A 24,478-nucleotide genomic window follows, 5' to 3' on the forward strand; every position below is an offset into this window, starting at 1 on the left:
AGCCGGCTCTCGATGGTGGCCGAGCCCATATGCGGCAGGGTGACGACGTTTTTCAGCGCCACCAGATCGGGGTTGATCTCGGTGCCGTGCTCGTAGACGTCCAGCGCCGCCCCGGCGATACCGCCGGATTTCAGCAGCCGCACCAGCGCGTTCTCGTCGACCACCTCGCCGCGCGAGGTGTTGATCAGATAGGCGTCGGGCTTCAACAGCTTCAGGCGCCGCGCGTTCATCAGGTGGAAGGTGCCCGGCGTATGCGGGCAGTGGATGGTCAGCACGTCCATACGTGCCACCATCTGGTCGAGGCTTTCCCAATAGGTCGCCTCGAGCCCGTCTTCGATGCTGGAATGCAGGCGACGGCGGTTGTGATAGTGCACCTGCATGCCGAAGGCACGCGCCCGCTTGGCCACGGCCTGACCGATACGGCCCATGCCGAGAATGCCCAGACGGCGGCCGCCGAGACGCCCGCCCAGCATCGCGGTCGGGGTCCATCCGGTCCAGCTGCCGCGATCCATCATCCGGATGCCCTCGGGGATGCGCCGGATCGCCCCGACGATCATCGCCATGGTCATGTCGGCAGTGTCATCCGCCGCGACCCCCGGCGTGTTCGACACCAGGACCCCGCGCCGGCGCGCGCTTTCGACGTCGATATGATCGACCCCGGCGCCGTAATTGGCGATCAGCTTCAGCCGGTCCCCGGCCTGGGCCACGAGATTGGCGTCGATCACGTCGGTCAGGGTCGGAACAAGAACGTCGGCATCCTTCATCGCCGCCGCCAGCTCGCCCCGGCTCATCGGCGTATCGTCATCGCGCAGGCGCACGTCGAACAACTCCGACAGGCGCGTTTCGACCACTTCCGGCAGGCGTCGCGTAACAACAACACTCAGACGTTCCTTTGGCATCCGGCTCTCCCAATACTTTTCAAATCAGCGATTTACTGGCAGAGTGCCCCACAGGCTGACGGGGCACAAGAACCCGCGTGCCGATCCAGAGCAGAAAACAGGCAAAAATGTCCAAACGGGTATTCATACATGTGCTGACCACCTTGGCGGCATGTCTCGTGATCGGGGCCACCGCTGCGCTGGCCGACGCCGTCGGCGGAACCGAGCGCGGTCCGGTCACCAACCTGCCGATGCCGCGCTATGTCTCGCTCAAGGCCGGCAAGGCCAATGTCCGGCGCGGCCCCTCGCTGACCCATCGCATCGACTGGGTGCTGACCCGGCGCGACATGCCGTTGCAGATCACCGCCGAACACGGCCACTGGCGCCGGGTTCAGGACCGCGACGGCGCCGGCGGCTGGGTGCATTATTCGCTCTTGTCCGGCATGCGCACGGTGATCGTCGAAGAGGACATGCTGTCGATTCGCGCCCGCCCCGAATCGGGCGCGCCGCAAGTGGCGCTGCTGGAGCTCGGGGTGGTGGCGCGGCTCGACGAATGCCGCCCCGCCTGGTGCCGGCTGATCTCGGGCCGCTACAAGGGCTGGGCGCAGAAATCCGCGCTCTGGGGTGTCGGCGCGGAAGAGCTGCGCGACTGACGCCGGCGGCCTGCCGCGTTCTGCCCCCCAAATGACCTAGAGAGCAGCCTCGGCGGCGGCGCGGATGGCGCGGATATTGTCGCCGTAGACCTCGGGCGCCGCGACGCTGCCCCCCTTGAACACCGCCGATCCGGCGACCAGAACATCCGCCCCGGCGGCGGCCACCAAGGGCGCGGTCTCGGTGGTGACACCGCCGTCGATCTGGATATGCACCGGGCGATCGCCGATCATCTCGCGCAGGCGGCGGGTCTTCTCGACCCCGGAGGTGATGAATTTCTGCCCTCCGAAGCCGGGGTTCACGGTCATGATCAGCACCATGTCGACAAGGTCCAGCACGTGTTCGATGCTTTCCAGCGGCGTGCCCGGGTTCAGCGACACCCCGGCTTTCACACCCTGCGCCTTGATCGCCTGCATGGTGCGATGCACATGCGGGCCGGCTTCGACATGGGCGGTGATCATGTCGGCCCCGGCCTCGGCATAGGCCTCGATATAGGGATCGACCGGCGCGATCATCAGATGCACGTCCATGAAGGTTTTCACATGGGGGCGAAAGGCTTTTACCGCCGGCGGGCCGAAGGTCAGGTTGGGCACGAAATGGCCATCCATCACGTCGACATGCACCCAGTCGGCCCCCTGGGCCTCGATGGCCCGGATCTCCTGGCCGAAATTGGCGAAATCCGCCGACAGGATGGAGGGGGCGATCTTGATGGAACGATCAAAGCTCATGGGCAGGCCTTTCCTTGGCTCAGAGGGCGATTCGCAGCTGGGGCGAAAATGGGGGCTGGCGCGGCAAAGTGCAATCGCTGGTACCGGAGGGCCAATGCTGCCTTGCAGCATCCGCAACCCGGCCATGTCGAAACAACCGTGGTAATCGGCGGGTGCCTCACCCAGATTGACCCGGTAGATGGACTATATGAAACCCCACGACACACGGAACCCACCATGGCCGACGCCACGCATTCCCTGCCGCACCACAGCCCGATCCTGCACATCATCAGCGCCCCGTTCCGCGCCATCATGCAGGCCATGATCGCCCATGCCGAAGCCGACCCGCGCCTGAAACAGATCGAGCGCCTCAATGCCCTGAGCGACGCCGAACTGACCAAGCGCGGCCTCGAGCGCGACGACATCGTGCGCTACGTGTTCCGCAACTATCTGGTCTTCTGAAACCGCGACGGGACGGCAATCGCCGCCCCTGCCCGCGACATCCGCCCCGGGCCCCGTGCCGCGCTTTGGCACGCCGAACCCGGGCCCGGGCGCGGGTTTCGTGACCCTGCGGCAATGCCGTCGCCCGAAATTCGGGCTACCCATAACTGATGGCTCCGGTTACCCTCTGACCAACGCAGGCGCTGAGATCTGCGTATCAGGGAGTAACAACATGAAGCATATCTTGGGAAAAGCCGCGGTTGCGGCCTTGACGCTGGCCTTTGCCACCGAGGCCATGGCCACAGAATGGAATGTCTCGGTCTGGGGCAAGCGGCGCGCCTTCACCGAACATATCGAAAAGCTGGCCGAGCTGGTGTCGGAAAAGACCGGCGGCGAATTCACCATGAACATCAGCTATGGTGGCCTCAGCAAGAACAAGGAAAACCTCGACGGGATTTCCATCGGCGCCTTCGAGATGGCGCAGTTCTGCGCCGGCTATCACCGCGACAAGAACCCCACCATCACGGTGCTGGAACTGCCCTTCATCGGCGTCAACACGCTGGAAGAGGAGGTCGCGGTCAGCCACGCGGTCTATGCCCACCCGGCGGTGCAGGCCGATCTGGCACGCTGGAACGCCAAGCTGCTGATGACCTCGCCGATGCCGCAATACAACATTGTCGGCACCGGTGAGCCGCGTGACACGCTGGCCAAGATGGACGGCATGCGGGTGCGCGCCACAGGCGGTATCGGCAAGGCGTTTTCCGCCGTTGGCGCAGTGCCGACCTCGGTGACCGCGACCGAGGCCTATAACGCCATGGAAAGCGGCGTCGTCGACACCGTTGCCTTTGCCCAGCACGCCCATCTCGCCTTCCGCACCATCGACCAGGCCGAATGGTGGACCGCCAATCTCAACCCCGGCACGGTCAATTGCCCGGTGGTGGTCAATACCGACGCCTATGAGATGCTGTCGGACAGTGAACGCGCGGCGCTCGACGGTTCGGTGGATGAGGCGATCGCCCATTACCTTGCCAATTACGGCAGCCTGCTGGAGAAATGGGAAGGTATCCTGGCCGAGAAGAACGTCACCCGGGTGACCCTGTCCGAGGACGAGCTTGCGGCCTTCCGCGCCAAGGCGGCGGATCCGATCCGCGAGGCCTGGATCGCCGACATGTCGGCCCAGGGCATCCCGGCGCAGGAGCTTTATGATCTGGTGATCGAGACCCTGAAGAAACAGCGCATGTAACAGGCGCGGGACAGGGGGCGCCGCCCCCGTCCGGACCGGGCCCGCCCGGACCGGACTCCCCCGGGATATTTGCGGCAAGAGAAAACCGCAGGCGGGTCAGCCCCGTTTCCGGTGGCGCGTCCGCCGCGCCGGGCGCTGCCCGAAAACATCCCCTCTGACGAAGGAAAGACCATGGCCGCAGCATCCTCGGTTCTGGAAGACGGCAGCCCGCTCAGCCGGCTGGACCGCGCGCTTTACCGGCTCGAGATGGGCCTGGCGCTGATCTCGGGGCTGGCGGTCTTCGCCACCATGCTCTTTGCCGTGGTCTCGGTCTCGGGGCGCAACGCGATCAACATGCCGGTGCCGGGCTATGTCGACTGGATCGAGCAGCTGATGCCGCTGATCGCCTTCATGGGCATCGCCTATACCCAGCGCGACGGCACCCATATCCGCATGGACATCCTGATCGGCAGGCTGTCGGGGCGAGCGCTCTGGGCCGCCGAGTTCATCACCACATTGGCCGCCCTGATCCTGATGGTCCTTCTGGTCTGGGGCAGCTGGGAGCACTTCCTGCGCAGCTTCGATTTTTCGCGCCCCTTATGGTCCAATGACAGCTCGATCGACATCGCCCTGCCGATCTGGCCGGCCAAGCTGTTGGCGCCGGTGGCCTTCACGACGCTGTGCCTGCGCTTCACGCTCCAGCTCTGGGGCTATGGCCGGGCCTTTCTGTTCGGGCTTTCCGCGCCGGTGGCGGTGCCGATGATCAAATCCGCCGCCCAGCAGGCCGCCGAGGAAGCGGCGCTGCTTGGCGACAACGGCAACCGGGAGGCCTGAGATGGAACCGATCGACATTGGCCTGGTGGTCTCGGGCGTGATGGTGCTCTTTGTCCTCTTTGGCATGCGGGTCGCATTTGCCGCCGGCATGGCCGGGCTGGTCGGGCTGGTGTGGATCTTCTGGGCCAAGTTCGGCTATGCCCCCGACAAGCTGGGCAAGGCGATCACGGTCTCGGTCAAGGTGGCCGGACAGGTGCCGCATTCCAAGGTCTCGACCCAGGCGCTGTCGCTGATCCCGACCTTCATCCTGATCGGCTATCTCGCCTATTACGCCGGGCTGACCCGGGCCCTGTTCGACGCCGCCAAGAAATGGGTCGGCTGGCTGCCCGGCGGGCTCGCCGTGTCGACCGTCTTTGCCACCGCCGGTTTCGCGGCGGTCTCGGGCGCCTCGGTCGCGACCTCGGCGGTCTTCGCCCGCATCGCCATCCCCGAGATGCTGAAGCTCGGGTACGACAAGCGTTTCGCCGCCGGCGTGGTGGCGGCGGGCGGCACCCTGGCCTCGCTGATCCCGCCCTCGGCGATCCTGGTGATCTATGCCATCATCGTCGAGCAGGACGTCGGAAAACTACTGTTGGCGGGCTTCATTCCGGGCGCTTTCTCGGCGCTGATCTACGGGCTTTTGATTGTCACCATGGCGCTGACCCTGCCCAAGTTCGGCCCCCCGGTCGGCGGCTTTTCCTGGGGCGAGCGCCTGCGCGCCCTGCCGCCGGCGATGCCGATCTTCTTCGTGGTGCTGATCATCATCTTCTTCATCTACAACCCCTTCGGCGGCGACGCCTGGGGCACGCCCACGGAAGGCGGCGCATTGGGCGCCTTCGTGGTGTTCCTGATGGCCCTGTGGAAGGGCATGCGCTGGCGCCAGTTCCGCGACGCGCTCTTGGAAACCGCGAAACTGGCGGTGATGATCTTCACCATCATCTGGGGGGTGCTGATCTATGTCCGCTTCCTCGGCTTTGCCGACCTGCCCGGCGCCTTCGCCGAATTCATCACCGGGCTTGACCAGTCGCCGATGCTGACGCTGATCCTGATCCTGCTGGCCTATGCGGTGCTGGGCATGTTCATGGACGCGATCGGCATGCTCTTGCTGACCCTGCCGGTGGTCTACCCGGCGGTGATGGCGCTGAATGGCGGCGAGATGGTCTCGGCCGCCGACAGCGCCTTCGGCATGTCGGGTCCGATGTGTGCCATCTGGTTCGGCATCCTTGTGGTCAAGATGGCCGAGTTCTGCCTCATCACCCCGCCGATCGGGCTCAACTGCTTCGTGGTCGCCGGGGTCCGCCCCGAGGTCAGCGTGCAGGACGTGTTCCGCGGCGTCGCGCCCTTCTTCATCGCCGACGCGATCACCATCGCCCTGCTGGTGGCCTTCCCCTGGATCGTGCTCTGGCTGCCCGCGCAGGTGTGACCCGAGGGGGCTTTCTCTTGCGGCAAATATCCCCGCCGGAGGCCCCCCCTTCAACCGCCGCGCCATTTGCGCTATGAGCGCGCATCCCGCAGCACAGGCGCGCCCCATGATCGAACTCGAAAACGTCACCTTGTCCTACGGCGACCGCACCGTCCTGCGCGAGGTCTCGCTGACCCTCGACGAAAGGCGCATCGCCATCGTCGGCGCCAACGGATCGAGCAAATCCTCCTTCGCGCGGCTTCTCAACGGGCTGGTGGAACCCAGCCGGGGCCGGGTGCTGGTCGACGGCAAGGACACCCGCAAGGACGGCAAGGCCATCCGCCGCCGGGTCGGCTTCGTGTTCCAGAACCCCGACAACCAGATCGTCTTCCCGGTGGTCGAGGAAGACCTCGCCTTCGGCATGAAGAACCTCGGCTTTGCCAAGGAAGAGATCGCCCGCAAGACCGCCGAGATCCTGGCCCGCTACGACATGAGCGACCTGCGCCAGCACCCGGCGCACCTGCTGTCGGGCGGTCAGAAACAGCTTCTGGCCATTGCCGGGGTGCTGGTGATGCAGCCCGACTATATCGTCATGGACGAACCCACCACGCTGCTGGACCTGCGCAACAAGCGCCGCGTCACCCAGGCCATCGAGGCGCTGGAGCAAAACGTCATCCTGGTCAGCCACGATCTCGACATGCTGCGGAGCTTTGACCGGGTGATCGTCTTTGACGACGGTCAGGTGATTGCCGATGACCGGCCCGACAGGGCGATCCCGGCCTATGTCGAAAGCATGTCCTGATGCTCGATCTCTATTCTCCCGGCACCTCGGTCCTGCACCGCATGTCCCCGGCGCCCAAGATGCTGGTGATGATGGTCGGGGCGACGCTGCTGTTCCTCAACCAGAGCCTGCCCCTGACCTTGCTGGCGCTGGGTCTGGTGCTGGCGCTCTACCTGCTGGCGCGGCTGACGCTGAAACAGGCCTGGGCCCAGCTGCGCCCGCTGATCTGGATCTTCGGCCTGTTCTTCGCCCTGCAATGGTGGTTTTCCGGCCCGGCGCTGGCGGCCTATGTGGTGCTGCGGCTGGCGGCGCTGATCCTGCTTGCCAGCCTTGTCACCCTGACCACCCGCTCCAGCGACATGATCGACACCATGACCGCCGGGCTGCGGTTCCTGCGCCCCCTCGGGGTCAACCCGGCCAAGGTCGGGCTGGCGATCTCGCTGGCGCTGCGGTTCATCCCGGTGCTGGCCCAGATCACGCATGAGGTCCGCGAGGCCCAGAAGGTGCGCGGGCTGGAAAGATCGGTGATCGCTGTGGCGATGCCGGTGGCGATCCGCACCATCAAGATGGCGGACGATATTTCGGATGCCATCGAATCCCGAGGATATCGTCCCTAAGATCGGCGATTTCGCCCGGCCACGCCTTGTCCGGCCCCGGTGCATTCCGTAGCAGCCGCGCCAGCTTTACCCCCCACCCGCCGGCGGGACCCGAGCCGGCGCAACGCCGCTCGACAGCCCCCGGCGCCAGGACAAAGGACCAGAAAGATGGACACCAAGAGCATCGTCTATATCGCGCTTTTCGCGGCGCTCACCGCAGCCCTCGGGCTGATGCCGCCGATCAGCTTTGCCGGGCTCGGCCTGCCGCCGATCACCGCCCAGAGCCTCGGCGTCATGCTGGCCGGCGCCGTCGCCGGGGCGCGGCGCGGCGGCCTGGCGCTGCTGCTGTTCATCGCCCTGGTGGCCGTCGGCCTGCCGCTTCTGGCCGGTGGTCGTGGCGGCTTTGGCGTGCTCATCGGCACCTCGGGCGGCTTCCTGCTGTCCTGGCCCTTCTGTGCCGCGCTGATCGGCTATCTGGTCGGACGCAACCGCGGCGCCAACTTCGCCACCACCGCGGCCTATATCGCGCTTGGCGGCATCGTGCTGATGTATGCGGTCGGCATTCCGTGGATGGCCTTTGTCGGCAAGCTGGGCCTGCAAAAGTCGCTGACCATCATGGTCGCCTATGTGCCCGGCGATCTTGTCAAAGTGATCCTGGCGACTATGATCGCCCGGGGGCTGCACAAGGCCTTCCCGAACCTCTGAGGGCACTGCTTGCCGCTATGCAACGCCATAAGAACCTTTGCCCGCCAGCGCCCCGATGCGCTGGCGGTGTGTCTTTCCGGCAGCCGGCTGGACTATGGCACGCTGCATGAGCGGATCACCCGCCTGCATGGCGCGCTGAGCGCGCTGCCCGGCGCCGCGCCACGCCCCGGGGTCGCCCTGCCCGAAAGCGGGCGGCTGTTCGCCCTCTCGGCAGGCAACCACCCGGCGGCGGCCAGCCTGCTCGTCACCGCCCTGTCTACCCCGCATGCGGTGGCGCTGCTTGATCCCGGCTGGCCCGAGGCGCTGCTGGTCCAGACCCTGACCCGCCTGCCGCCGGACGCGGTGTTCTGCCTGTCCTCGCAGGGCGGGCTGATCGAGGCCGCCGGCCGTCTCGGCATCCCGGCGATCCGGGTCGACACAGCCGATCTCGACGCCTTTCTCGGCCCGCCCCAGGAGCTGCCGTGGACCGAGCCTGCCACGACCTTCATGGTCGGTTTCACCTCGGGCACCACATCGCGCCCCAAGGGCTTTGCCCGCTCGCGCCACTCCTGGAGCGCCTCGCTCGGCGCCGGGCGCGAGGCCTTTGCCCTCACCGAGCACAGCCACACATTCGCCCCCGGCCCGCTGGCCCATGGCATCACGCTTTACGCGCTGGCCGAAACGCTGGACCTCGGCGCCGGTTTTCACGGCATCGAAAGCTTCGAACTGGCCGCCGCCCACCGGGCAATGGCCGAGGCCCGGCGCATCGTGGCGGTGCCGACCATGCTTGGCGCTCTCTGCCGCGGCCCGGCGCAGGAGCAGATCACCGAAATCACCACCGCCGGCGCCAAGCTTGACCCCAAGCTGCTGGCCCGCGCCCGCGACACCTTCCCCAAGGCCCGGCTGCACGAATACTACGGCGCCTCGGAACTGGGTTTCGTCAGCCTCAACACCCATGGCCGCGAAAGCTCATCGGCGCCGGCGCATAGTGTCGGCCACCCCTTCCCTCATGTGGCGCTGTCGATCCGCAAGGACCGGGCCGAGGTGCCGCAGGGCGAGACCGGCACCATCTTCGTGCGGGGCGATCTGGCGATCGACGGCTATCTCTGGGGCGGGCGCAACAGCGGTTTCCGCCGCGAGGGCCCATGGGCCACGGTCGGCGACATCGGTCGGCTGAACAGCGACGGCAGCCTGTCGATCATGGGGCGCGAGGGCGGCATGGTCATCACCTCGGGGCACAATGTCTACCCGCAGGAGATCGAGACCGCCCTGGCCGGCATTCCCGGCATCGAAGGCGCCGTGGTGATGGGGGTCACCCATGCCTCGCGCGGACAGGAGATCATCGCCATCCTGCAGGGCGAGGCGGCAATCGACGAGATCCGCGCCCGGCTGGCCATCGCCCTGCCCCGCTACAAGCTGCCACGGCATTTCTACCGGCTGACCGACTGGCCGCTGACCGGCAGCGGCAAGATCGCCCGCGCCACGCTGATGGACTGGCTGAAACGCAAGGATGCGCGTCTTGTCACCCTTGCCAACTGACCGCCAGCCGGTGATCGTCGCCGCCCGGCGCAGCGCCATCGGCCGCGCCGGCGGCATGTTCCGCAGCGTCGAGATAGAGGATCTTGCCGCCCCGGTGATGCGCGCCGCGCTCGAGGATGCCGGGGCGGCGCCGCATCAGATCGACGACGTGATCCTCGGCAATGCCGCCGGGCCGGGCGGCAATGTCGCCCGGCTTGCGGCGCTGGGCGCCTGGGGCGAGGTCGCGGTCCCCGGGGTCACCACCGACCGCCAGTGTGGCGCCGGGCTCGAGGCGGTGATCCAGGCCTGCCGCCTGATCGAGGCCGGGGCCGGCGACCTGTTCGTGGCCGGCGGGGTCGAAAGCCGCAGCCGACGACCACAGCGCGCCATGCCCTCGGACAATGGCTATGTGCCCTACGAGCGGGCCCGGTTTGCCCCCGAGGCAATCGGCGACCCAGAGATGATCGCGGCGGCAGAGAACGTCGCCCGTGCCCATGACATCAGCCGCGCCCGTCAGGACGCATATGCGCTGCAATCCCATGCCCGCGCCGTGGCGGCGCAGGCGGCTGGCGCCTTCGATGCCGAGATCGTGGCGGTGGCGGGCCAGACCCGCGACGAATGCCCCAGGGCCGATCTGACCCCGGAACGCCTGGCACGGCTGCGCCCGGTCTCGGGCCCGGGCGGCAGCGTCACGGTGGCCAACAGCTGCCCCTTGAACGATGGCGCTGCGGTCGTCGTCGTCACCTCGCGGGCGATGGCGCGCCGCCTTGGCCATGAGCGTGCCCTTGGCTTCGAAGCGGCGGCGCTGGCCGGGGTCGACCCCCATCTTCTTGGCATCGGCCCGGTGGCCTCGACCCGCAGGCTGCTGGCCCGCCGCCCCGATCTCGCCCTCGGGAACCTCACCCACCTTGAATTCAACGAGGCCTTCGCAGCGCAGGTGCTGGCCAGCCTCGACCGGCTCGACCTGCCCGGGGCGCTGCCCAACAGGCAGGGCGGCGCGATCGCGCTGGGGCATCCTTTCGGCGCCTCGGGCGGCATTCTGGTCACCCGCCTGTTCAGCCAGCTGGTCAGAATGCCGCCCCCCGAAAACAGCCTTGCAATGGCGATGATCGGCATCGGCGGCGGCATGGGACTGACCGCGGCCTTCCGGCCGCTGACCCCCTGAAATCGGAAAAAGCCGCTTCGAAGCGGCTTGGCAAGCGGTTTTGAAACCGCTGGGGCAAGGCGTTTCGAAACGCCCTGCCCCTTGATTTCAAGCTGTTATTCGTCTTCCTCGACGATCCGCACCGCGCCGAGCGACGCATTGGCAACATGCGCCGCATAGGCCTTGAGCGCCTTGGACACCGCGCGCGGGCGGCCCAGGGCTTTCCAGGTCTTGCGGTCGGCCTGCGGGTGGTTGGCACGGCGCGTGGCCAGAACCTCGTCCGACACCTCAAGCCGGATCGAGCGTTCCGGCACCGAAATGCAGATCCGGTCACCGTCTTCGACCAGCGCGATGACACCCTTTTCCGCCGCCTCGGGCGAGGCGTGGCCGATCGACAGGCCGGCGGTGCCGCCCGAGAAGCGGCCATCGGTGATCAGCGCGCAGCTGGTGTCGAGCTTCATCGACTTCAGGTAGGCGGTCGGGTAGAGCATCTCCTGCATGCCCGGTCCGCCCTTGGGGCCTTCGTAGCGGATCACCACCACCGAGCCCGGCTTGACCTTGCCGCCGAGAATGCCCTCGACCGCGTCATCCTGGCTTTCGAAAACCACGGCGGTGCCTTCGAACTCGTACATTTCCTTGATGACACCGGCGGTTTTCAGAATGCAGCCCTGTTCGGCCAGGTTGCCGAACAGCACGCAGAGCCCGCCCTCCTGGCTATAGGCGTGGTCGAAATCGCGCACGCAGCCGGTCTCGGTGTCAAGGTCCAGATCGGCATACATCCGCGACTGGCTGAAGGCCTGCGTCGTGCGCACGCCGCCCGGCGCCGCGATGAACAGGTCGCGCGCCTCGTTGCCGGCGCTTTCGCGGCGCACGTCCCACTTGTCGATGAAGGCGCCGACATCCTTTTCATGCACCGTGGCGCAATGACGGTGGATCTTGCCCTGGCGGTCCAGCTCGCCCATGATCCGCGCGATGCCACCGGCGCGGTGCACATCCTCCATGTGGTAGTCGGGGGTCGAGGGCGCCACCTTGCACAGATGCGGGATCTGGCGGCTGAGACGGTCCATGTCGGCCATGGTGAAATCGACCTCGCCCTCATGGGCGATCGCCAGCAGGTGCAGCACGGTATTGGTCGACCCGCCCATGGCGATGTCGAGCATCATCGCGTTTTCAAAGGCGTCAAAATTGGCGATGCCGCGCGGCAGCGCCGTCTCGTCGCCCTCCTTGTACCAGCGATCGCACAGCTCGACGATCTTGCGCCCGGCTTCCTCGAACAGGCCCTGACGCTTGGAATGGGTCGCCAGCAGCGAGCCGTTGCCCGGCAGCGCCAGGCCCAGCGCCTCGGCCAGGCAGTTCATCGAATTGGCGGTGAACATGCCCGAGCAGGACCCGCAGGTCGGACAGGCCGAGCGTTCCAGCTTGTCGACCTCTTCGGCGCTGCGATCTTCGTCGGTGGCCCCGACGATGGCGGTCACCAGGTCGGCCTTGTGCTCGCCGTCCTTCAGGATCACCTTGCCGGCCTCCATCGGGCCGCCCGACACGAAGATCGCCGGAATGTTGAGCCGCATCGCCGCCATCAGCATGCCGGGCGTGATCTTGTCGCAGTTCGAGATGCAGACCAGCGCGTCGGCGCAATGGGCATTGGCCATGTATTCGACGCTGTCGGCGATCACCTCGCGCGAGGGCAGCGAATAGAGCATGCCGTCATGGCCCATGGCGATGCCGTCATCGACGGCGATGGTGTTCATTTCCTTGGCCACGCCGCCGGCCTTTTCGATCTCGCGCGCCACCAGCTGGCCCATGTCCTTGAGATGCACATGGCCGGGGACGAATTCGGTGAAGGAATTGACCACCGCCACGATCGGCTTGCCGAAATCCCCGGTCTGCATGCCGGTCGCGCGCCACAGCGCGCGGGCGGCGGCCATGCGACGGCCGGAGGTCGATGTTTTGGAACGAAGATCGGGCATGGGGCTCTCCTCGGATAGATGACGCGACTGGTCGGGCTGATCCAGACGGGTGCCAGTTGACAAGCGAATTTGCAAGGGAGATCGACGAATTTGTTACCGAAAACCGGCGCCGGGCCAGCGCCCGGGCCGTGAAACCCGGCCCCCTCTGCCCCTGCCGTTGCGTGCAATGGTCGCGTTTTCCGGCGCGGCGCCTGCGCGGGCGTTGCCGGGGCGGGCGACAGGTCATAAGCTCTGCCCGATCGAACCCGAGGAGATCCGCGATTCCGCCCGCCCCCGCCATACCCCGTCGCGTCTTTCAGACCTGGAAGACCAAGGACCCGGACCAGATGCAGCGCCCGATGCGGCGCTGGGTGCGGACATGGCCGCAGCAGAACCCGGACTGGCAGATCGATTTCTTCGACGACGCCGACTGCCTGGCCTTCATCACCTCGGTCTGGCCGCAGCATCTCGCGACCTACCAGCGGCTGACCCCGGTCGAGAAATCGGATTTCTGGCGCTATCTGGTGGTGCTGCATCACGGCGGGCTTTACAGCGATGCCGACACCATCTGCCGCAGGCCGCTGTCGGACTGGATCGAAGCCGGTGACCAGGCGGTGATCGGCATCGACGGCGATTATCTCAACCGGTACCGCAACTGGCAGCCGCAGGGGCATGTCCGCTCGGGCGGCGCCTACAACATGGAACTGCGCTGGCACGACAATATCGTCGCCTTCTGCAACTGGACCTTCGCCTTCTGCCCCGGCCACCCGATCCTCGACGAGGTGGTGCGACGGATCGAGATCAACCTGAGCGACCCTTTCTTCACCGAGCAGCACCCGGATTGGACGATCAAGAAGACCGGCCCAGGGGTGCTGACCGACGTGATCTACGACTGGCTCGCGGCGCGCGGGCACGATGCGCCCGAGTTGGTGCGCCGTCTGCGGCGCCGGCGCGCGATCGTGATCGACGGTGTGCGTTTCGTCGACCGGCCCGCCTTTCACCGGCGCGAGGTGGTGCATTTCGGCATGGGCAGCTGGAAACCGATGTCGGTGGTGGTGGCCTGGCGCAAGCTCAGTCGCCACTGGCGCTGAGCCGCAGCAGCCCGCTGCGAAGGGTTTTGGGGCGCAAGGCGGAAGCCTTCGGAAGCAGCAAAGGCCCACAGTAAAGACCCACAGTAAAGGCCCACAGCAAAGGCCCGAAGTGCGGCCCCGCAAAGCCGGCGCCGCGTCCGGCGCGTGCAGCCCCGGTCACATCGGGGCCGTGGATCATGGGGCCACGGGGCAAGACGATTGCGCAAAGCCGCCGGTTCGGCTCATATCGGCAGGGCAGTGCCGGCGGTGTCGCGCCCGCACCGCAGGGCATTATCGAGCGAAAGGAAGGCGCGCGTGACATTTCGCCGTTTTGCAATCTATTACACGCCGCGCCCGGGTCCGCTGGCCCATTTCGGCGCCGCATGGCTGGGCCGTGACCTGGCCACCGGCCGACCGCCGCCCCGGCCCGAGGTGCCCGGCCTGACGCAGGATCCACGCGATCTCACCACGCAGCCGCGCCGATACGGGTTCCACGCGACGCTGAAACCGCCCTTCGCACTGGCCCCCGGCACATCGCAGGCCGCGCTGCAGCAGGCATGCAAGGCTCTAGCCTCGACGCTGCCGCCGGTTGTCATCGAAGCGCTGACCCTGACCCGAATGGGCCGTTTTCTGGCGCTGACCGCGACCGGCGACGACGGGCCGCTGCGGGATCTGGCGGCGCGGGTGACGCGCGATCTCGATCCTCATCGCGCCGCCCCCGAGCCCGCCGAGCTGGCACGGCGGCGGCAGGCGCGCCTCTCGCCACGGCAAGAGGCTTTGCTGATGCGCTGGGGCTATCCTTATGTGATGGAGGAGTTCCGTTTTCACCTCACCCTGACCGGGCGGCTGCCGCGCAGTGAGATCGACGGGGTGGCCGGCGCCCTGCAAAAGGCTCTGGCGCCCCTGCTCGACCGGCCGGTCACGATCGACGACCTGACCCTTGTCGGCGAGGATCACCAGGGCGATTTCCACAGCATTGCCCGCTATGCGCTGGGGCCGGGTCCGGAACACGCGCGGCCCCGATAACGTCACCCGTGGGCGTGCGAACGGGCATGGCGGTAGAGCTGGCGTTGCGTCGTGCAGCCAGCCACAGGATCACCGATGCCCCCGACACCCGGTCACTTGGTCAGGATCAGCTTGTTGGCGCGGGTGATGCGCAGGGTATAGACCTGTTCGTCAAGCACGATCCGCGCCTGGATCGCCCCTTGGGTCAGTTCGCGCGCATCATGAATCGGGTGGAACTCGGCGAGGGTCGCATTGGCGGGGTCTTGCATGGCTGATTACCTTTCCTGAATAGCCGGTCGGCGGCGCTTTCCTGTCTGCGATTCATTTCTTACTCTTTTTATCAGGTTTGTCAATCACCCTGCTTGTTACCCTGCTTATCGCGCTGCTTGTTCCCCGCAAAAGGGCCGCAACAGGCTGTGTTTGGCCACTCGACCGCGCGCCCTGAACCCGGCCTAGCCGCGCCTCTGGCGCCTGGGATCCTTGGCCTCATCGGCAGAGATCGATGGCTGCGCCGCGCCCCATTTTCGCAGCGACTGCAACAGTTCGGCCTTGCGGATCGGCTTGCTCAGGAAATCATCCATGCCGGCCGCGAGGCAGCGGTCGCGGTCTTCGCGCCGGGCATTGGCGGTCAGAGCGATAATCGGGCAGCGGCCGGCGCCCGCCTCTCGTTCAAGGCTCCGGATCGCGCGGGTGGCCTCGACTCCGTTCATCACCGGCATCGACACGTCCATGAAGATCACATCCGGCGCCGATCGCTCGAACGCGGCCACCGCCTCGCGGCCGTTGTCGGCAAACCGCAGGACGCCCCCGGCCCCTTTCAGCATGCTTTTCACCACCATCTGATTGGTCCTGTTGTCCTCGACCACCAGAACATCGCGTGGCGGCAGGTCATCCGGCAGGGGCACAGGTTCAGACGCTGGCGCCCCGTCCGTCGGCGGCGCCGTGCCCAGCGCCCGCGACACCATCTCGAACAGCTGCGCCGCCCGCAGCGGCTTCAGCGCCATGTCGCAGTGCCGAAGGTCTTGCAGCATGTCCGAGCCAAGCCTTTCGCCGGCCGATGACAGGATGATCAGCGGCAATGCCCCGCATCGGGGCAGGGCGCGGATCGCGGCGGCCAGCTGGGCACCGTTCATCTGCGGCATCTGATAGTCCAGTATGGCCAGGTCGGGCGGCGCAGCAGCACCCTTCCCGGCCCGCTCCAGCCGTTGCAGGGCTTCGGCGCCCGAGGTCGCCAGCGTCGCGGTGGCGCCCCAATTGGCCAGCTGCTCTTCCAGAATGATGCGGTTGATCTTGAGATCGTCGACCACCAGAACCCGGACTCCCTTCAGGCAGGCGCGCGGCGGGGGCGCGACCGGCCCCGGCAGCTCGGCCACCCGTAGCGGCAGGAACAGGGTGAAGACCGAGCCCACTCCGGGTGTCGACTCGGCCTTGATCCACCCTTGCATCAGCGCCACGAAGCGCGAACAGATCGCCAACCCCAGCCCGGTGCCCTCGAACCGGCGCGTATCGGCCATGTCGACCTGTTCGAAGGCGCTGAAGATCTTGCCGATCTGGCTTTCGGGAATGCCGATCCCGGTGTCGCTCACACGGATCAGCACCCCTTTCGCCCCTTTGCTTTCGCCGGCTTCGACGGCCAGACAGACATGCCCCGCACCGGTGAACTTGACCGCATTGCCGGCGATGTTGGTCAGGATCTGCCGGATGCGGCCGGCATCGCCGAGAAAGCCGTCGGGCAGCGCCGGATCATAGCGCAGCACCGCCTCGACCCCGGCCGAGGCCGCCTTGACCGAAAGCAGCGCCATCACGTCCTCGCACAGGCTGCGCAGATCAAAGGGCGCGCTGTCGACCGAGATCTTGCCGGCCTCGATTTTCGAGAAGTCGAGAATGTCGTTGATGATGTCGAGAAGCGACAGGCCGGATTTGGTGATCGTATCGGCATAGAGCTTCTGATCGGGATCCAGCGTGGTTTCCTGAAGCAGGTCCGCCATGCCGATGATGCCGTTCATCGGGGTGCGGATTTCATGGCTCATGTTGGCCAGAAATTCCGACTTGGCACGATTGGCAATCTCCGCCTCGCGGCGCGCCCGGCCGAGGTCGCGTTCCCGCTCCTCGCTTTTGGTCAGGTGCTCCTCGAGAACCCCGACCGAGGCGTTCAGCGCCCCCAGTTCATGCGAGACATACCACGGCATCGGGTAGTGCCCACCCCGACGCTGGTCGAGCGCCGCGGCCATGCGCTGGTGCACCAGCCGCAACGGCCGCATCGCCAGCACATTGGCCAGAACCAGGAACAGCACCGAAAGCCCGGCCACGGCGACAATGGTCGTGAACCGGGCCTGGAGCACCTTCTGCGCGATCATCGCCTGCCCCTCGCGGGTCGACCATTCCACCGTCATGCTGCCATAGACCTGCCCGTGGGCTGTGATGTCGCTTTCGAAAGAGGTCAGCTCGTCTTCGCGCCGCAGGTGCTTTGGCGGCGCGCTGACCAGGATGCGGCCTTCGGTGTCGCGAAGCTCGATCGACACCAGCCGCTGATTGCGGTTGATGACCTCCTGCATTGCGGATTCCAGCTGGGGGATGTCCTGGGCGATGATGGTTTCCAGAATCAGCCCGTTGAGAAGCGACACGGTCAGCCCCGCCTGTTCCTGAAGGTATTCATCAAGCTGGCGCCGCTCGGATCGGCGCTCGTATTCATCAAGCAGAAACGTTACCAGGCTCGCCGCAACAAACAAGGAACAGACGAACTGTGCGGTGATTCCCCATCGTGTCATCGGCGCACCCTTTTCCCTGACGGGATGCAATCGCGATGTCCCTGTTGCGGGGTGTTTCGCGCCCGGGCATGCCGTCGCCCTCAGGAATAGGGGCCTACCTCAAAGATTTCGTTAACGGGCCACGGCCGGATGCGCCCCGCGCGCGCCTGCAGGCCACAACTGGCACCGCACCGCCCGAGCGCCCGGTCCACGGCACGGATCCGCACAGCGCGGGGGGGCGATAACGGAAGAGACGCTGGACAAGGGGAAAAGTGGTGGCGGTACAGGGACTTGAACCCCGGACACGCGGATTATGATTCCGCTGCTCTAACCAACTGAGCTATACCGCCACGGTGGTCGCGATTTATTGGAGTCGCGGCGTGGGGTCAAGACGAAAATTCCGCCGGACCGAGATTTTGTCGTGTCTCCGCCCCGCGCCCCCGCCGGGTCGCCCGTCAGGCGGTGGCCACCGAAAAACTGTAGGGAGAAACACCGAAACGCTCGCGGAAGCGCTTGGAGAAATGCTCGGTCGTGGCAAAGCCGCAGGCCGCAGCGACCTCGGCCACCGGCAGGTCGGTTTCGGCCATCAAGCCCCGCGCCCGCTGCAACCGCAGGTCCATCAGATAGCGGCGCGGCGTGCGGTTCAGGTGATGGGCGAACAGCCGCTCCATCTGCCGCCGCGAGATGCCGGCATTGGCGGCGACCTCATCGAGGTCGATTTCCTGGTCGATCTCGGCATCGAAAAGATTGATGATCTGCAAAAGCTTCTGATTGCGGATCCCAAGGGCCGCGGATTTCGACGATTGCTGGCTGTCGGCATCCGAGCGGTGGACGAAATGCAGGCACATGTTCAGCACCGCCTGGCTGAGCATCGGCCCGTGCCGCTCGTAGATCAGTTTCAGGAACAGGTCGGTGGCCGCCGCGCCGCCGCCACAGGTCATGATGCGATCATCGACCACGAACAGCTGTTCCTGCACGTCGAGATCGGGATATCGCTCGCGGAAGGGCAGCTGGTTTTCCCAGTGCAGGGTAAATTTCCGCCCCCCCAGAATGCCCGCCCGGGCCAGCGTGTAGGCGCCGGTGCACAGGCCTCCGACCACCCGCCCGGTGCGCCACTGATAGCGGATCCAGTCGGCCGCCCGGCCCGAGCTGGCCTTTTCCGGCTCGACGCCGGAACAGGCAAAGACATAGGCCCCGTTCGGGGTGTCGCCGATCGCCCGATCGACCCCCAGTTCGACCCCGTTGGAACAGCGCACGCTCTGGCCGTCCTCGGACATCATGGTCCAGCGATAAAGCACCTTGCCGGTAAGCTGATTGGCGATGCGCAGCGGTTCGATGGCGGCACTGAAGGCCAGCATCGACAGGTTGGGCAGCAGCAGGAACACGAAATTCTCGGGCTCGGGGGTGGTGTCGAGCTCGAAATGGGCAACGCCTTTGGGGACCAGTCCGCCGATCATACCGGGATTTCCTTTGATTTGAACCATCCTACGCCTTCGCCGGGCGCCGTCACAAGCGCCCTATGTCGCTGTCTCTGCCAAAAGCGACATTCCGGGGGTCAACGGCACCGTCGGCGGGTGCGCCTCGAGCGCCTCGCGCAGCCATTTCATTGCCTTCGATGGTTGCATTTCACCCCGCGTGATCAGCGCCATCGGCACCGGCGCCCCCATGTCGAAATCCAGCGCCTCGAAGCGGGTGCGAAAGGCCTGGCTCTGGACATAGGTGACCGACACCGTGCCGACCGCATCCGAACGCTCGATGATCCCCGCCGCCATCGGAAAGTTCTCCAGCATGTGCAGCGACCGCAGGGGTTCGTCCTCGAGGTTCTCGAGGATGTCGAGAATCGGCTCCACATGCGGCCCCGAAAGATCCGGCGTGATGATCGGATAGGCGGCGATGTCGCGCCCCTGCAACCGCCGCCCGGTCAGCGGATGCCCCTTGCGGGCAAAGATGCAGGCCCGAAGCGGCGGCAGCGGTTCGCTGCGCAGCCCGGTCTGCGGCGAAAGCGGATGGCTGGGCCCGATCAGCGCGTCAAGATCGCCCTGGCGCAAGAGCTGCATGCCGGCCTCGAACGGGGTGCCGCGCAGCTGCACCCGCACCGCCTCGTGGTTCAGCACCAGATGCCGGATGGTGCGGTTCATCAGCCCCTCGAGCGAGGGCGGCGCGATACCGATCCGCAACACCCGGTCGCGCGAATCGCGCTTGGTGCGGGCATCGTCGACCAGCTGGTCCATATCGGACAGGATGCGCGCCGCGCGGTCGATGAAATCGCGCCCCTCGGCGGTGGTCACCACGCCCCGGGCGCGGCGGTCGAAAAGCGACAGCGCCAGCTCGGCCTCGACATCGGCGACCGCCTTGGTCACCGCCGACTGGGTGATGTGCAGCACCCGCGCCGCACGCGAGATCGACCCCTCGCGGTCCACCGCCACGACATATCTCAGCTTGGTCAGGTTCATCCATTCCCTTTCGGAATATTTTAGGATCATATTGAATTTGATTTATGCCAACAGTCAATCCAGACTTGCCGCAAGTTCAGAAATCAGGAGCCTCGGATGAGCAAGACAGCAGCCATCGTTGCCGGCGTCGGCATGATCAAATTCGCCAAGCCCGGCGCCTCGGACAGCTATGACCAGATGGGGGCGGCGGCGGTGCGCGACGCGCTGAAAGATGCCGGCCTGTCCTATGATGACATCCAGCAGGCCTATGCCGGCTATGTCTACGGCGATTCCACCTGCGGCCAGAAGGCACTGTATCATGTCGGCATGACCGGCATCCCGGTGATCAACGTCAACAACAACTGTTCGACCGGCTCGACAGCGCTGTTCATGGCCCGCCAGGCCATCGAAAGCGGCGCCGCCGACTGCGTGTTGGCGGTCGGCTTCGAGCAGATGCAGCCCGGCGCCCTGACCAGCCACTGGACCGACCGCCCGACCCCCTTCGACGATTTCGACACCGCGACCGATGATCTAGTCGGCAACGGTCAGGTGCCGCTGGCGCTGCGCTATTTCGGTGGCGCCGGCAAATCGCATATGGAGAAATACGGCACCACGCTGACCGAGTTCGCCCGCATCCGCGCCAAGGCCTCGCGCCATGCGGTGAACAACCCGCTGGCGCTGTTCAACCGCGAGGTCAGCGAAGACGAGGTGCTGGCGGCACCAATGATGTGGGAGGGCGTGATGACCCGGCTGATGGCCTGCCCGCCGACCTGCGGCGGCGCGGCGGCGATCCTGTGCTCGGAGAGCTTTGCCAAAAAGCACGGCATCCCCACGACCGTGTCGATCAAGGCGCAGGCCATGGTCACCGATTTCGCCTCGACCTTCGACGCCCACGACATGATGCAGGTGGTCGGCTATGACATGACCGCCGCCGCCGCACGGCAGGTGCAGGAGGCCTCGGGCATCGGCATCGACGACGTGGATGTGGTCGAGCTGCACGATTGCTTCGCCCATAACGAGCTGATCACCTACGAAGGGCTCGGCCTCTGCCCCGAGGGCGGCGCGGCGCGTTTCATCGCCGATGGCGACAATAGCTACGGCGGCAAATTCGTGACCAACCCCTCGGGTGGGCTCTTGTCCAAGGGCCACCCGCTGGGGGCCACCGGGCTGGCGCAATGCTACGAGCTGACCCACCAGCTGCGCGGCACCGCCGAGCGGCGCCAGGTCGAAGGCGCCCGCACCGCGCTGCAACACAACCTCGGCCTGGGCGGCGCCTGTGTCGTGACCCTGTATCAGGCGGCCTGAGCATGGGGCTATTCGATCGCACCACCGCCGGGTACGAATCGGCGCCGATCAGCGTTCGCGTCGAGCGCGGCGCCCTCGCCTTCTTCGCCGAGACCATCGGTGAAACCGACCCGATCCATTGTGATGCCGGGGTCGCACGCGCCGCCGGACACCCCGATGTCGTGGCCCCGGCGACCTATCCGGTGGTGCTGGAAATGGCGGCCCAGAAACAGGCAGCGCGCAGCGGGGCAACGGACATCCAGGACCTGATCGGCGTCGACAACCGCTATGTGCTGCACGGCACCGAGGCCTATGAATACCACGGGCTGATCTTCGCCGGCGACGAGATCGAGGTGATCAACCGCGTCACCGGTTTCAGCGATGCCAAGCAGGGCGCGCTGGAAATCGCCCATCTCGAAATGGAGATCCGCCACCCCGATCGGGGCACATTGGCCATCGCCGAACGCAAGCTGATCCATCGTCTGCCGCCGGAGGCCCAGTCATGAGCGTCACGCCCCGAACCGCCCGCGAAGGCGACCTGCTGCCGAGCGTCACCTTCGGCCCGGTCACCCGCAAGACGCTGGCGCTCTATGCCGGTGCCTCGGGCGATCACAACCCGATCCATATCGACCTCGACTTTGCCCGCGCCGCCGGCATGGACGACGTCTTTGCCCATGGCATGCTGTCGATGGCCCAGCTGGGCCGGGTGGCCACCGACTGGGCCGGGATCGACCGGCTCAGAGGCCTGTCGAGCCGCTTCACCGCGCTGACCCCGGTCGGGGCCACCGTGACCTGCGAGGGGCGCGTGGCAGAGCGTTTCGAGAAGGACGGCGCGCCGATGCTGCGCATCGCCTTGACCGCCACCATCGACGACGGCACCCAGACATTGCGCGGCGAAGCGCTGATTTCCGCCGCCTGAACCGCAGGAGACCCCCATGCCCAACCACCTTTGGATGCAGGAAGAACACCACGCCTTTGCCACCTCGGTACGCCGCTTCCTCGAGGACGAGTTCCAGCCCCATCGCGACCAGTGGAAAGCCGACGGGCTGGTGCCCAAGAGCTTCTGGCGCAAGGCCGGAGAGATCGGCATTCTCGGCGCCACCATCCCCGAAGAACACGGCGGCCTCGGCCTGTCGCGCCATTTCGATGCGGTGACCTTTCTCGAACAGGCCAAGATCGGCGACAGCGGCTGGGGCTTTTCGGTGCATAATATCGCCACCCACTACATCACAGCTTTCGGCACCGAGCAGCAAAAGGCGAAATGGCTGCCGCAACTGGCCAGCGGCGAGATGGTCGCCGCCATCGCCATGACCGAGCCGGGCACCGGCTCGGACCTTCAGGCGGTCAAGACCACCGCGATCAAGGACGGCAACGAATATCTGATCAACGGCTCCAAGACCTTCATCACCAATGGCGCCAGCGCCGATCTGATCGTTCTGGTGGCCAAGACCGACCCCGGCTCGCGCTCGAAAGGCGTGTCGCTGATCATGATCGAGACCGAAGGGCTCGAGGGCTATACAGTGGGTCGCAAGCTCGACAAGCTGGGCATGAAACGCAACGACACCGCCGAACTGTCGTTTCAGGACGTGCGTGTGCCCCAGACCAACCTTCTGGGCGATGACGAGGGCCAGGGCTTTTACCAGCTGATGAAACAGCTGCCCTGGGAGCGGCTGATCCTCGGCTTCGGTGCCCTGGGAAGTGCCCAATGCGCGCTTGAGACCACGCTCGCCTATGTCAAGGAACGCAAGGCCTTTGGCCAGCGCATCATGGATTTCCAGAACACCCGCTTCCAGCTTGCCGAAGCCGCCACCAAGATCGAGCTTCTGGCCGCCTTCCTCGACCAGTGCCTGGCCGAGCTGGAGATGGGTCAGCTGACCCCGGAAAAGGCCGCCATGGCCAAATGGTGGGGCAGCCAGATGCAATGCGACATCGTCGATGAATGCCTGCAGCTGCATGGCGGATATGGTTACATGAACGAATACCTGATCTCCGAGCTTTACGCCGACGCGCGGGTTCAGAAGATCTATGGTGGCACCAACGAGATCATGAAGGAACTGATCGCGCGGTCCTTGGACGCCGATTGAGGGGGATTTGAGATGAGCAAACTGGACGGAAAAACCGCCTATGTGACCGGCGCCGGCAACGGCATCGGCCGCGCCGTGGCGCTGAAACTGGCCTCGGAAGGGGCGCGGGTTGTTGTGAATGACCTCGAGGTCGACCCGGCGGTGGCCGTGGTCAACGAGATCAAATCCGCCGGCGGCAAGGCCGTCGCGGTGCCCGGCAGCGTCACCGAAAAGGGCTTTGCCGAACGCTTCATCGGCACCGGCATCGAAACCTTCGGCGGCGTCGACATCATCGTCAACAATGCCGGCTACACTTGGGATTCTCTGATCGGCCACATGACCGACGATCAGTTCGACGCGATGATGGACGTGCATGTCAAAGCCCCGTTCCAGATCCTGCGCGCCGCCAGCGGCTTCATCAAGGGCGCCGCCAAGCAAGAGGCCGAAGAGGGCCGCGAAGTGTTCCGCAAGGTGGTCAACATCTCTTCGGTCGCGGGCACCGGCGGCAATGTCGGTCAGGCCAATTATTCCTCGGCCAAGGCGGGGGTGATCGGGCTGACAAAATCACTGGCCAAGGAATGGGGGCGGCTCAAGGTCTGCGTCAACTGCGTCGCCTTCGGCTATATCGAAACCCGGCTGACAGAAGCCACGGATGAAAAGAAGACCATCACCGTCGATGGCAACGAGGTCGGCATCGGCATCCCGACCAAGGTCGCCGGGGGCTTTGCCGCCATGGTGCCGATGGGCCGCGGCGGCACGCCTGAAGAAGCCGCGGGCGGCGTCTATCTGATGTGCATCCCGGAATCGAACTATGTCTCGGGTCAGGTGCTGACCGTGGGTGGCGGGTTCACGCTGGGCTGAGCCCGGAAGGAAAGGAGATCGCATGCTGAACGGTATTCGCGTCATCGAAATCGAGGGGCTCGGGCCGGGGCCCTTTGCCGCCATGCTGCTGGCCGACCTCGGCGCCGATGTGATCACCATCCACCGCAAGGGCAAGGGCGGGCAAGTGACCTCGGATGGCAGCGTGCTGGACCGGGGCAAGCGCTCGATCGCGCTGGATCTGAAAGACCCGAAGGACATCGCGACCGCAAGGA

25 protein-coding genes and 1 tRNA gene are annotated in these 24,478 nt (G+C 66.0%); 18 read left to right on the forward strand and 8 right to left on the reverse strand.

Translation table 11 applies throughout. The features are described 5' to 3' along the window. The coding region (locus ABZD10_RS02475) for a 2-hydroxyacid dehydrogenase (RefSeq protein ID WP_372884519.1) at positions 1–899 on the reverse strand (899 nt) is incomplete at its 3' end. A gap of 107 nt (positions 900–1,006) precedes the next feature. Between ABZD10_RS02475 and ABZD10_RS02480 the strand changes: the two genes are divergently transcribed. Then, complete coding sequence (locus ABZD10_RS02480) at positions 1,007–1,531, forward strand: SH3 domain-containing protein (protein WP_372884520.1); 525 nt, start codon at positions 1,007–1,009, stop codon at positions 1,529–1,531. A gap of 36 nt (positions 1,532–1,567) precedes the next feature. On the opposite strand, the gene rpe is transcribed toward ABZD10_RS02480, so the two are convergent. Then, positions 1,568–2,257 carry a ribulose-phosphate 3-epimerase gene (gene rpe / locus ABZD10_RS02485; protein ID WP_372884521.1) on the reverse strand — a complete coding sequence of 230 codons (690 nt, stop codon included), beginning with the start codon at positions 2,255–2,257 and terminating at the stop codon, positions 1,568–1,570. A gap of 216 nt (positions 2,258–2,473) precedes the next feature. Here rpe and ABZD10_RS02490 point away from each other — a divergent pair, with 216 nt between their 5' ends. The 9 genes from ABZD10_RS02490 to ABZD10_RS02530 all read left to right on the forward strand — a co-directional run bounded on the left by ABZD10_RS02490 (position 2,474) and on the right by ABZD10_RS02530 (position 10,858). Next, entirely contained in the window at positions 2,474–2,698 is a 225-nt protein-coding gene (locus ABZD10_RS02490; protein ID WP_372884522.1) for a DUF1127 domain-containing protein, read from the forward strand. A gap of 211 nt (positions 2,699–2,909) precedes the next feature. Beyond that, positions 2,910–3,920, forward strand: coding sequence for a C4-dicarboxylate TRAP transporter substrate-binding protein (locus tag ABZD10_RS02495; protein WP_372884523.1), 1,011 nt, complete (start codon positions 2,910–2,912; stop codon positions 3,918–3,920). 171 nt (positions 3,921–4,091) lie between these two features. Further along, on the forward strand, positions 4,092–4,733 hold the full coding sequence (locus ABZD10_RS02500; RefSeq protein WP_372884524.1) for a TRAP transporter small permease subunit: 642 nt from the start codon (positions 4,092–4,094) through the stop codon (positions 4,731–4,733). A 1-nt stretch (position 4,734) separates the two neighbouring features. Next, positions 4,735–6,135 carry a TRAP transporter large permease gene (locus tag ABZD10_RS02505; RefSeq protein ID WP_372884525.1) on the forward strand — a complete coding sequence of 467 codons (1,401 nt, stop codon included), beginning with the start codon at positions 4,735–4,737 and terminating at the stop codon, positions 6,133–6,135. Positions 6,136–6,241: 106 nt separating this feature from the next. Then, positions 6,242–6,916: an energy-coupling factor ABC transporter ATP-binding protein gene (locus tag ABZD10_RS02510; RefSeq protein WP_372884526.1), complete on the forward strand. Its 675-nt coding sequence runs from the start codon at positions 6,242–6,244 to the stop codon at positions 6,914–6,916. Next, a complete protein-coding gene (locus tag ABZD10_RS02515; protein ID WP_372884527.1) occupies positions 6,916–7,512 on the forward strand; it encodes an energy-coupling factor transporter transmembrane protein EcfT in 597 nt (198 codons plus the stop codon). The genes ABZD10_RS02510 and ABZD10_RS02515 overlap by 1 nt, the downstream gene beginning before the upstream one ends. A 147-nt stretch (positions 7,513–7,659) precedes the next feature. Beyond that, positions 7,660–8,196, forward strand: a complete 537-nt coding sequence (locus ABZD10_RS02520; RefSeq protein ID WP_372884528.1) for a biotin transporter BioY — start codon at positions 7,660–7,662, stop codon at positions 8,194–8,196. A 9-nt stretch (positions 8,197–8,205) separates the two neighbouring features. Next, entirely contained in the window at positions 8,206–9,714 is a 1,509-nt protein-coding gene (locus tag ABZD10_RS02525) for an AMP-binding protein (protein ID WP_372884529.1), read from the forward strand. After that, positions 9,695–10,858: an acetyl-CoA C-acyltransferase gene (locus ABZD10_RS02530; RefSeq protein ID WP_372884530.1), complete on the forward strand. Its 1,164-nt coding sequence runs from the start codon at positions 9,695–9,697 to the stop codon at positions 10,856–10,858. Before ABZD10_RS02525 ends, ABZD10_RS02530 begins: the two co-directional genes overlap by 20 nt. Before the next feature lie 95 nt (positions 10,859–10,953). On the opposite strand, the gene ilvD is transcribed toward ABZD10_RS02530, so the two are convergent. Beyond that, on the reverse strand, positions 10,954–12,804 hold the full coding sequence (ilvD, locus tag ABZD10_RS02535) for a dihydroxy-acid dehydratase (RefSeq protein ID WP_372884531.1): 1,851 nt from the start codon (positions 12,802–12,804) through the stop codon (positions 10,954–10,956). A 326-nt stretch (positions 12,805–13,130) separates the two neighbouring features. Between ilvD and ABZD10_RS02540 the strand changes: the two genes are divergently transcribed. After that, positions 13,131–13,874 carry a glycosyltransferase family 32 protein gene (locus ABZD10_RS02540; RefSeq protein ID WP_372884532.1) on the forward strand — a complete coding sequence of 248 codons (744 nt, stop codon included), beginning with the start codon at positions 13,131–13,133 and terminating at the stop codon, positions 13,872–13,874. Positions 13,875–14,168: 294 nt separating this feature from the next. Beyond that, positions 14,169–14,879 carry a DUF1045 domain-containing protein gene (locus ABZD10_RS02545; protein WP_372884533.1) on the forward strand — a complete coding sequence of 237 codons (711 nt, stop codon included), beginning with the start codon at positions 14,169–14,171 and terminating at the stop codon, positions 14,877–14,879. A 92-nt stretch (positions 14,880–14,971) separates the two neighbouring features. Here ABZD10_RS02545 and hemP read toward each other — a convergent pair whose 3' ends face one another. The 5 genes from hemP to ABZD10_RS02570 form a co-directional block, all read right to left on the reverse strand. After that, entirely contained in the window at positions 14,972–15,127 is a 156-nt protein-coding gene (gene hemP / locus ABZD10_RS02550) for a hemin uptake protein HemP (protein WP_372884534.1), read from the reverse strand. A 183-nt stretch (positions 15,128–15,310) separates the two neighbouring features. Beyond that, positions 15,311–17,626 carry a response regulator gene (locus ABZD10_RS02555; protein WP_372884535.1) on the reverse strand — a complete coding sequence of 772 codons (2,316 nt, stop codon included), beginning with the start codon at positions 17,624–17,626 and terminating at the stop codon, positions 15,311–15,313. Between the two features lie 252 nt (positions 17,627–17,878). After that, positions 17,879–17,955 (reverse strand) — tRNA-Met (locus ABZD10_RS02560). Between the two features lie 105 nt (positions 17,956–18,060). Then, positions 18,061–19,062: a GlxA family transcriptional regulator gene (locus tag ABZD10_RS02565; RefSeq protein ID WP_372884536.1), complete on the reverse strand. Its 1,002-nt coding sequence runs from the start codon at positions 19,060–19,062 to the stop codon at positions 18,061–18,063. Between the two features lie 60 nt (positions 19,063–19,122). Next, positions 19,123–20,058, reverse strand: coding sequence for a LysR family transcriptional regulator (locus ABZD10_RS02570; RefSeq protein WP_372884537.1), 936 nt, complete (start codon positions 20,056–20,058; stop codon positions 19,123–19,125). Positions 20,059–20,154: 96 nt separating this feature from the next. On the opposite strand from ABZD10_RS02570, the gene ABZD10_RS02575 reads away from it, so the two are divergent. The 6 genes from ABZD10_RS02575 to ABZD10_RS02600 all read left to right on the forward strand — a co-directional run. After that, entirely contained in the window at positions 20,155–21,342 is a 1,188-nt protein-coding gene (locus ABZD10_RS02575; protein ID WP_372884538.1) for a lipid-transfer protein, read from the forward strand. A gap of 2 nt (positions 21,343–21,344) precedes the next feature. Then, the gene (locus ABZD10_RS02580; protein ID WP_372884539.1) at positions 21,345–21,827 is read left to right on the forward strand and encodes a MaoC family dehydratase N-terminal domain-containing protein; all 483 of its coding nucleotides are present in this window, start codon (positions 21,345–21,347) and stop codon (positions 21,825–21,827) included. Further along, positions 21,824–22,240 (forward strand): MaoC family dehydratase, encoded by a 417-nt coding sequence (locus ABZD10_RS02585; protein ID WP_372884540.1) that lies wholly within the window; start codon positions 21,824–21,826, stop codon positions 22,238–22,240. The genes ABZD10_RS02580 and ABZD10_RS02585 overlap by 4 nt, the downstream gene beginning before the upstream one ends. A gap of 16 nt (positions 22,241–22,256) precedes the next feature. Beyond that, the gene (locus ABZD10_RS02590) at positions 22,257–23,405 is read left to right on the forward strand and encodes an acyl-CoA dehydrogenase family protein (protein WP_372884541.1); all 1,149 of its coding nucleotides are present in this window, start codon (positions 22,257–22,259) and stop codon (positions 23,403–23,405) included. 12 nt (positions 23,406–23,417) lie between these two features. After that, positions 23,418–24,245 carry an SDR family NAD(P)-dependent oxidoreductase gene (locus ABZD10_RS02595; RefSeq protein ID WP_372884542.1) on the forward strand — a complete coding sequence of 276 codons (828 nt, stop codon included), beginning with the start codon at positions 23,418–23,420 and terminating at the stop codon, positions 24,243–24,245. A gap of 22 nt (positions 24,246–24,267) precedes the next feature. Next, positions 24,268–24,478: CoA transferase (locus ABZD10_RS02600; RefSeq protein WP_372884543.1), on the forward strand; the 211-nt coding region annotated here is incomplete at its 3' end.

Source organism: Shimia sp. (genome assembly GCF_041624275.1).
Lineage (GTDB): Bacteria > Pseudomonadota > Alphaproteobacteria > Rhodobacterales > Rhodobacteraceae > Shimia.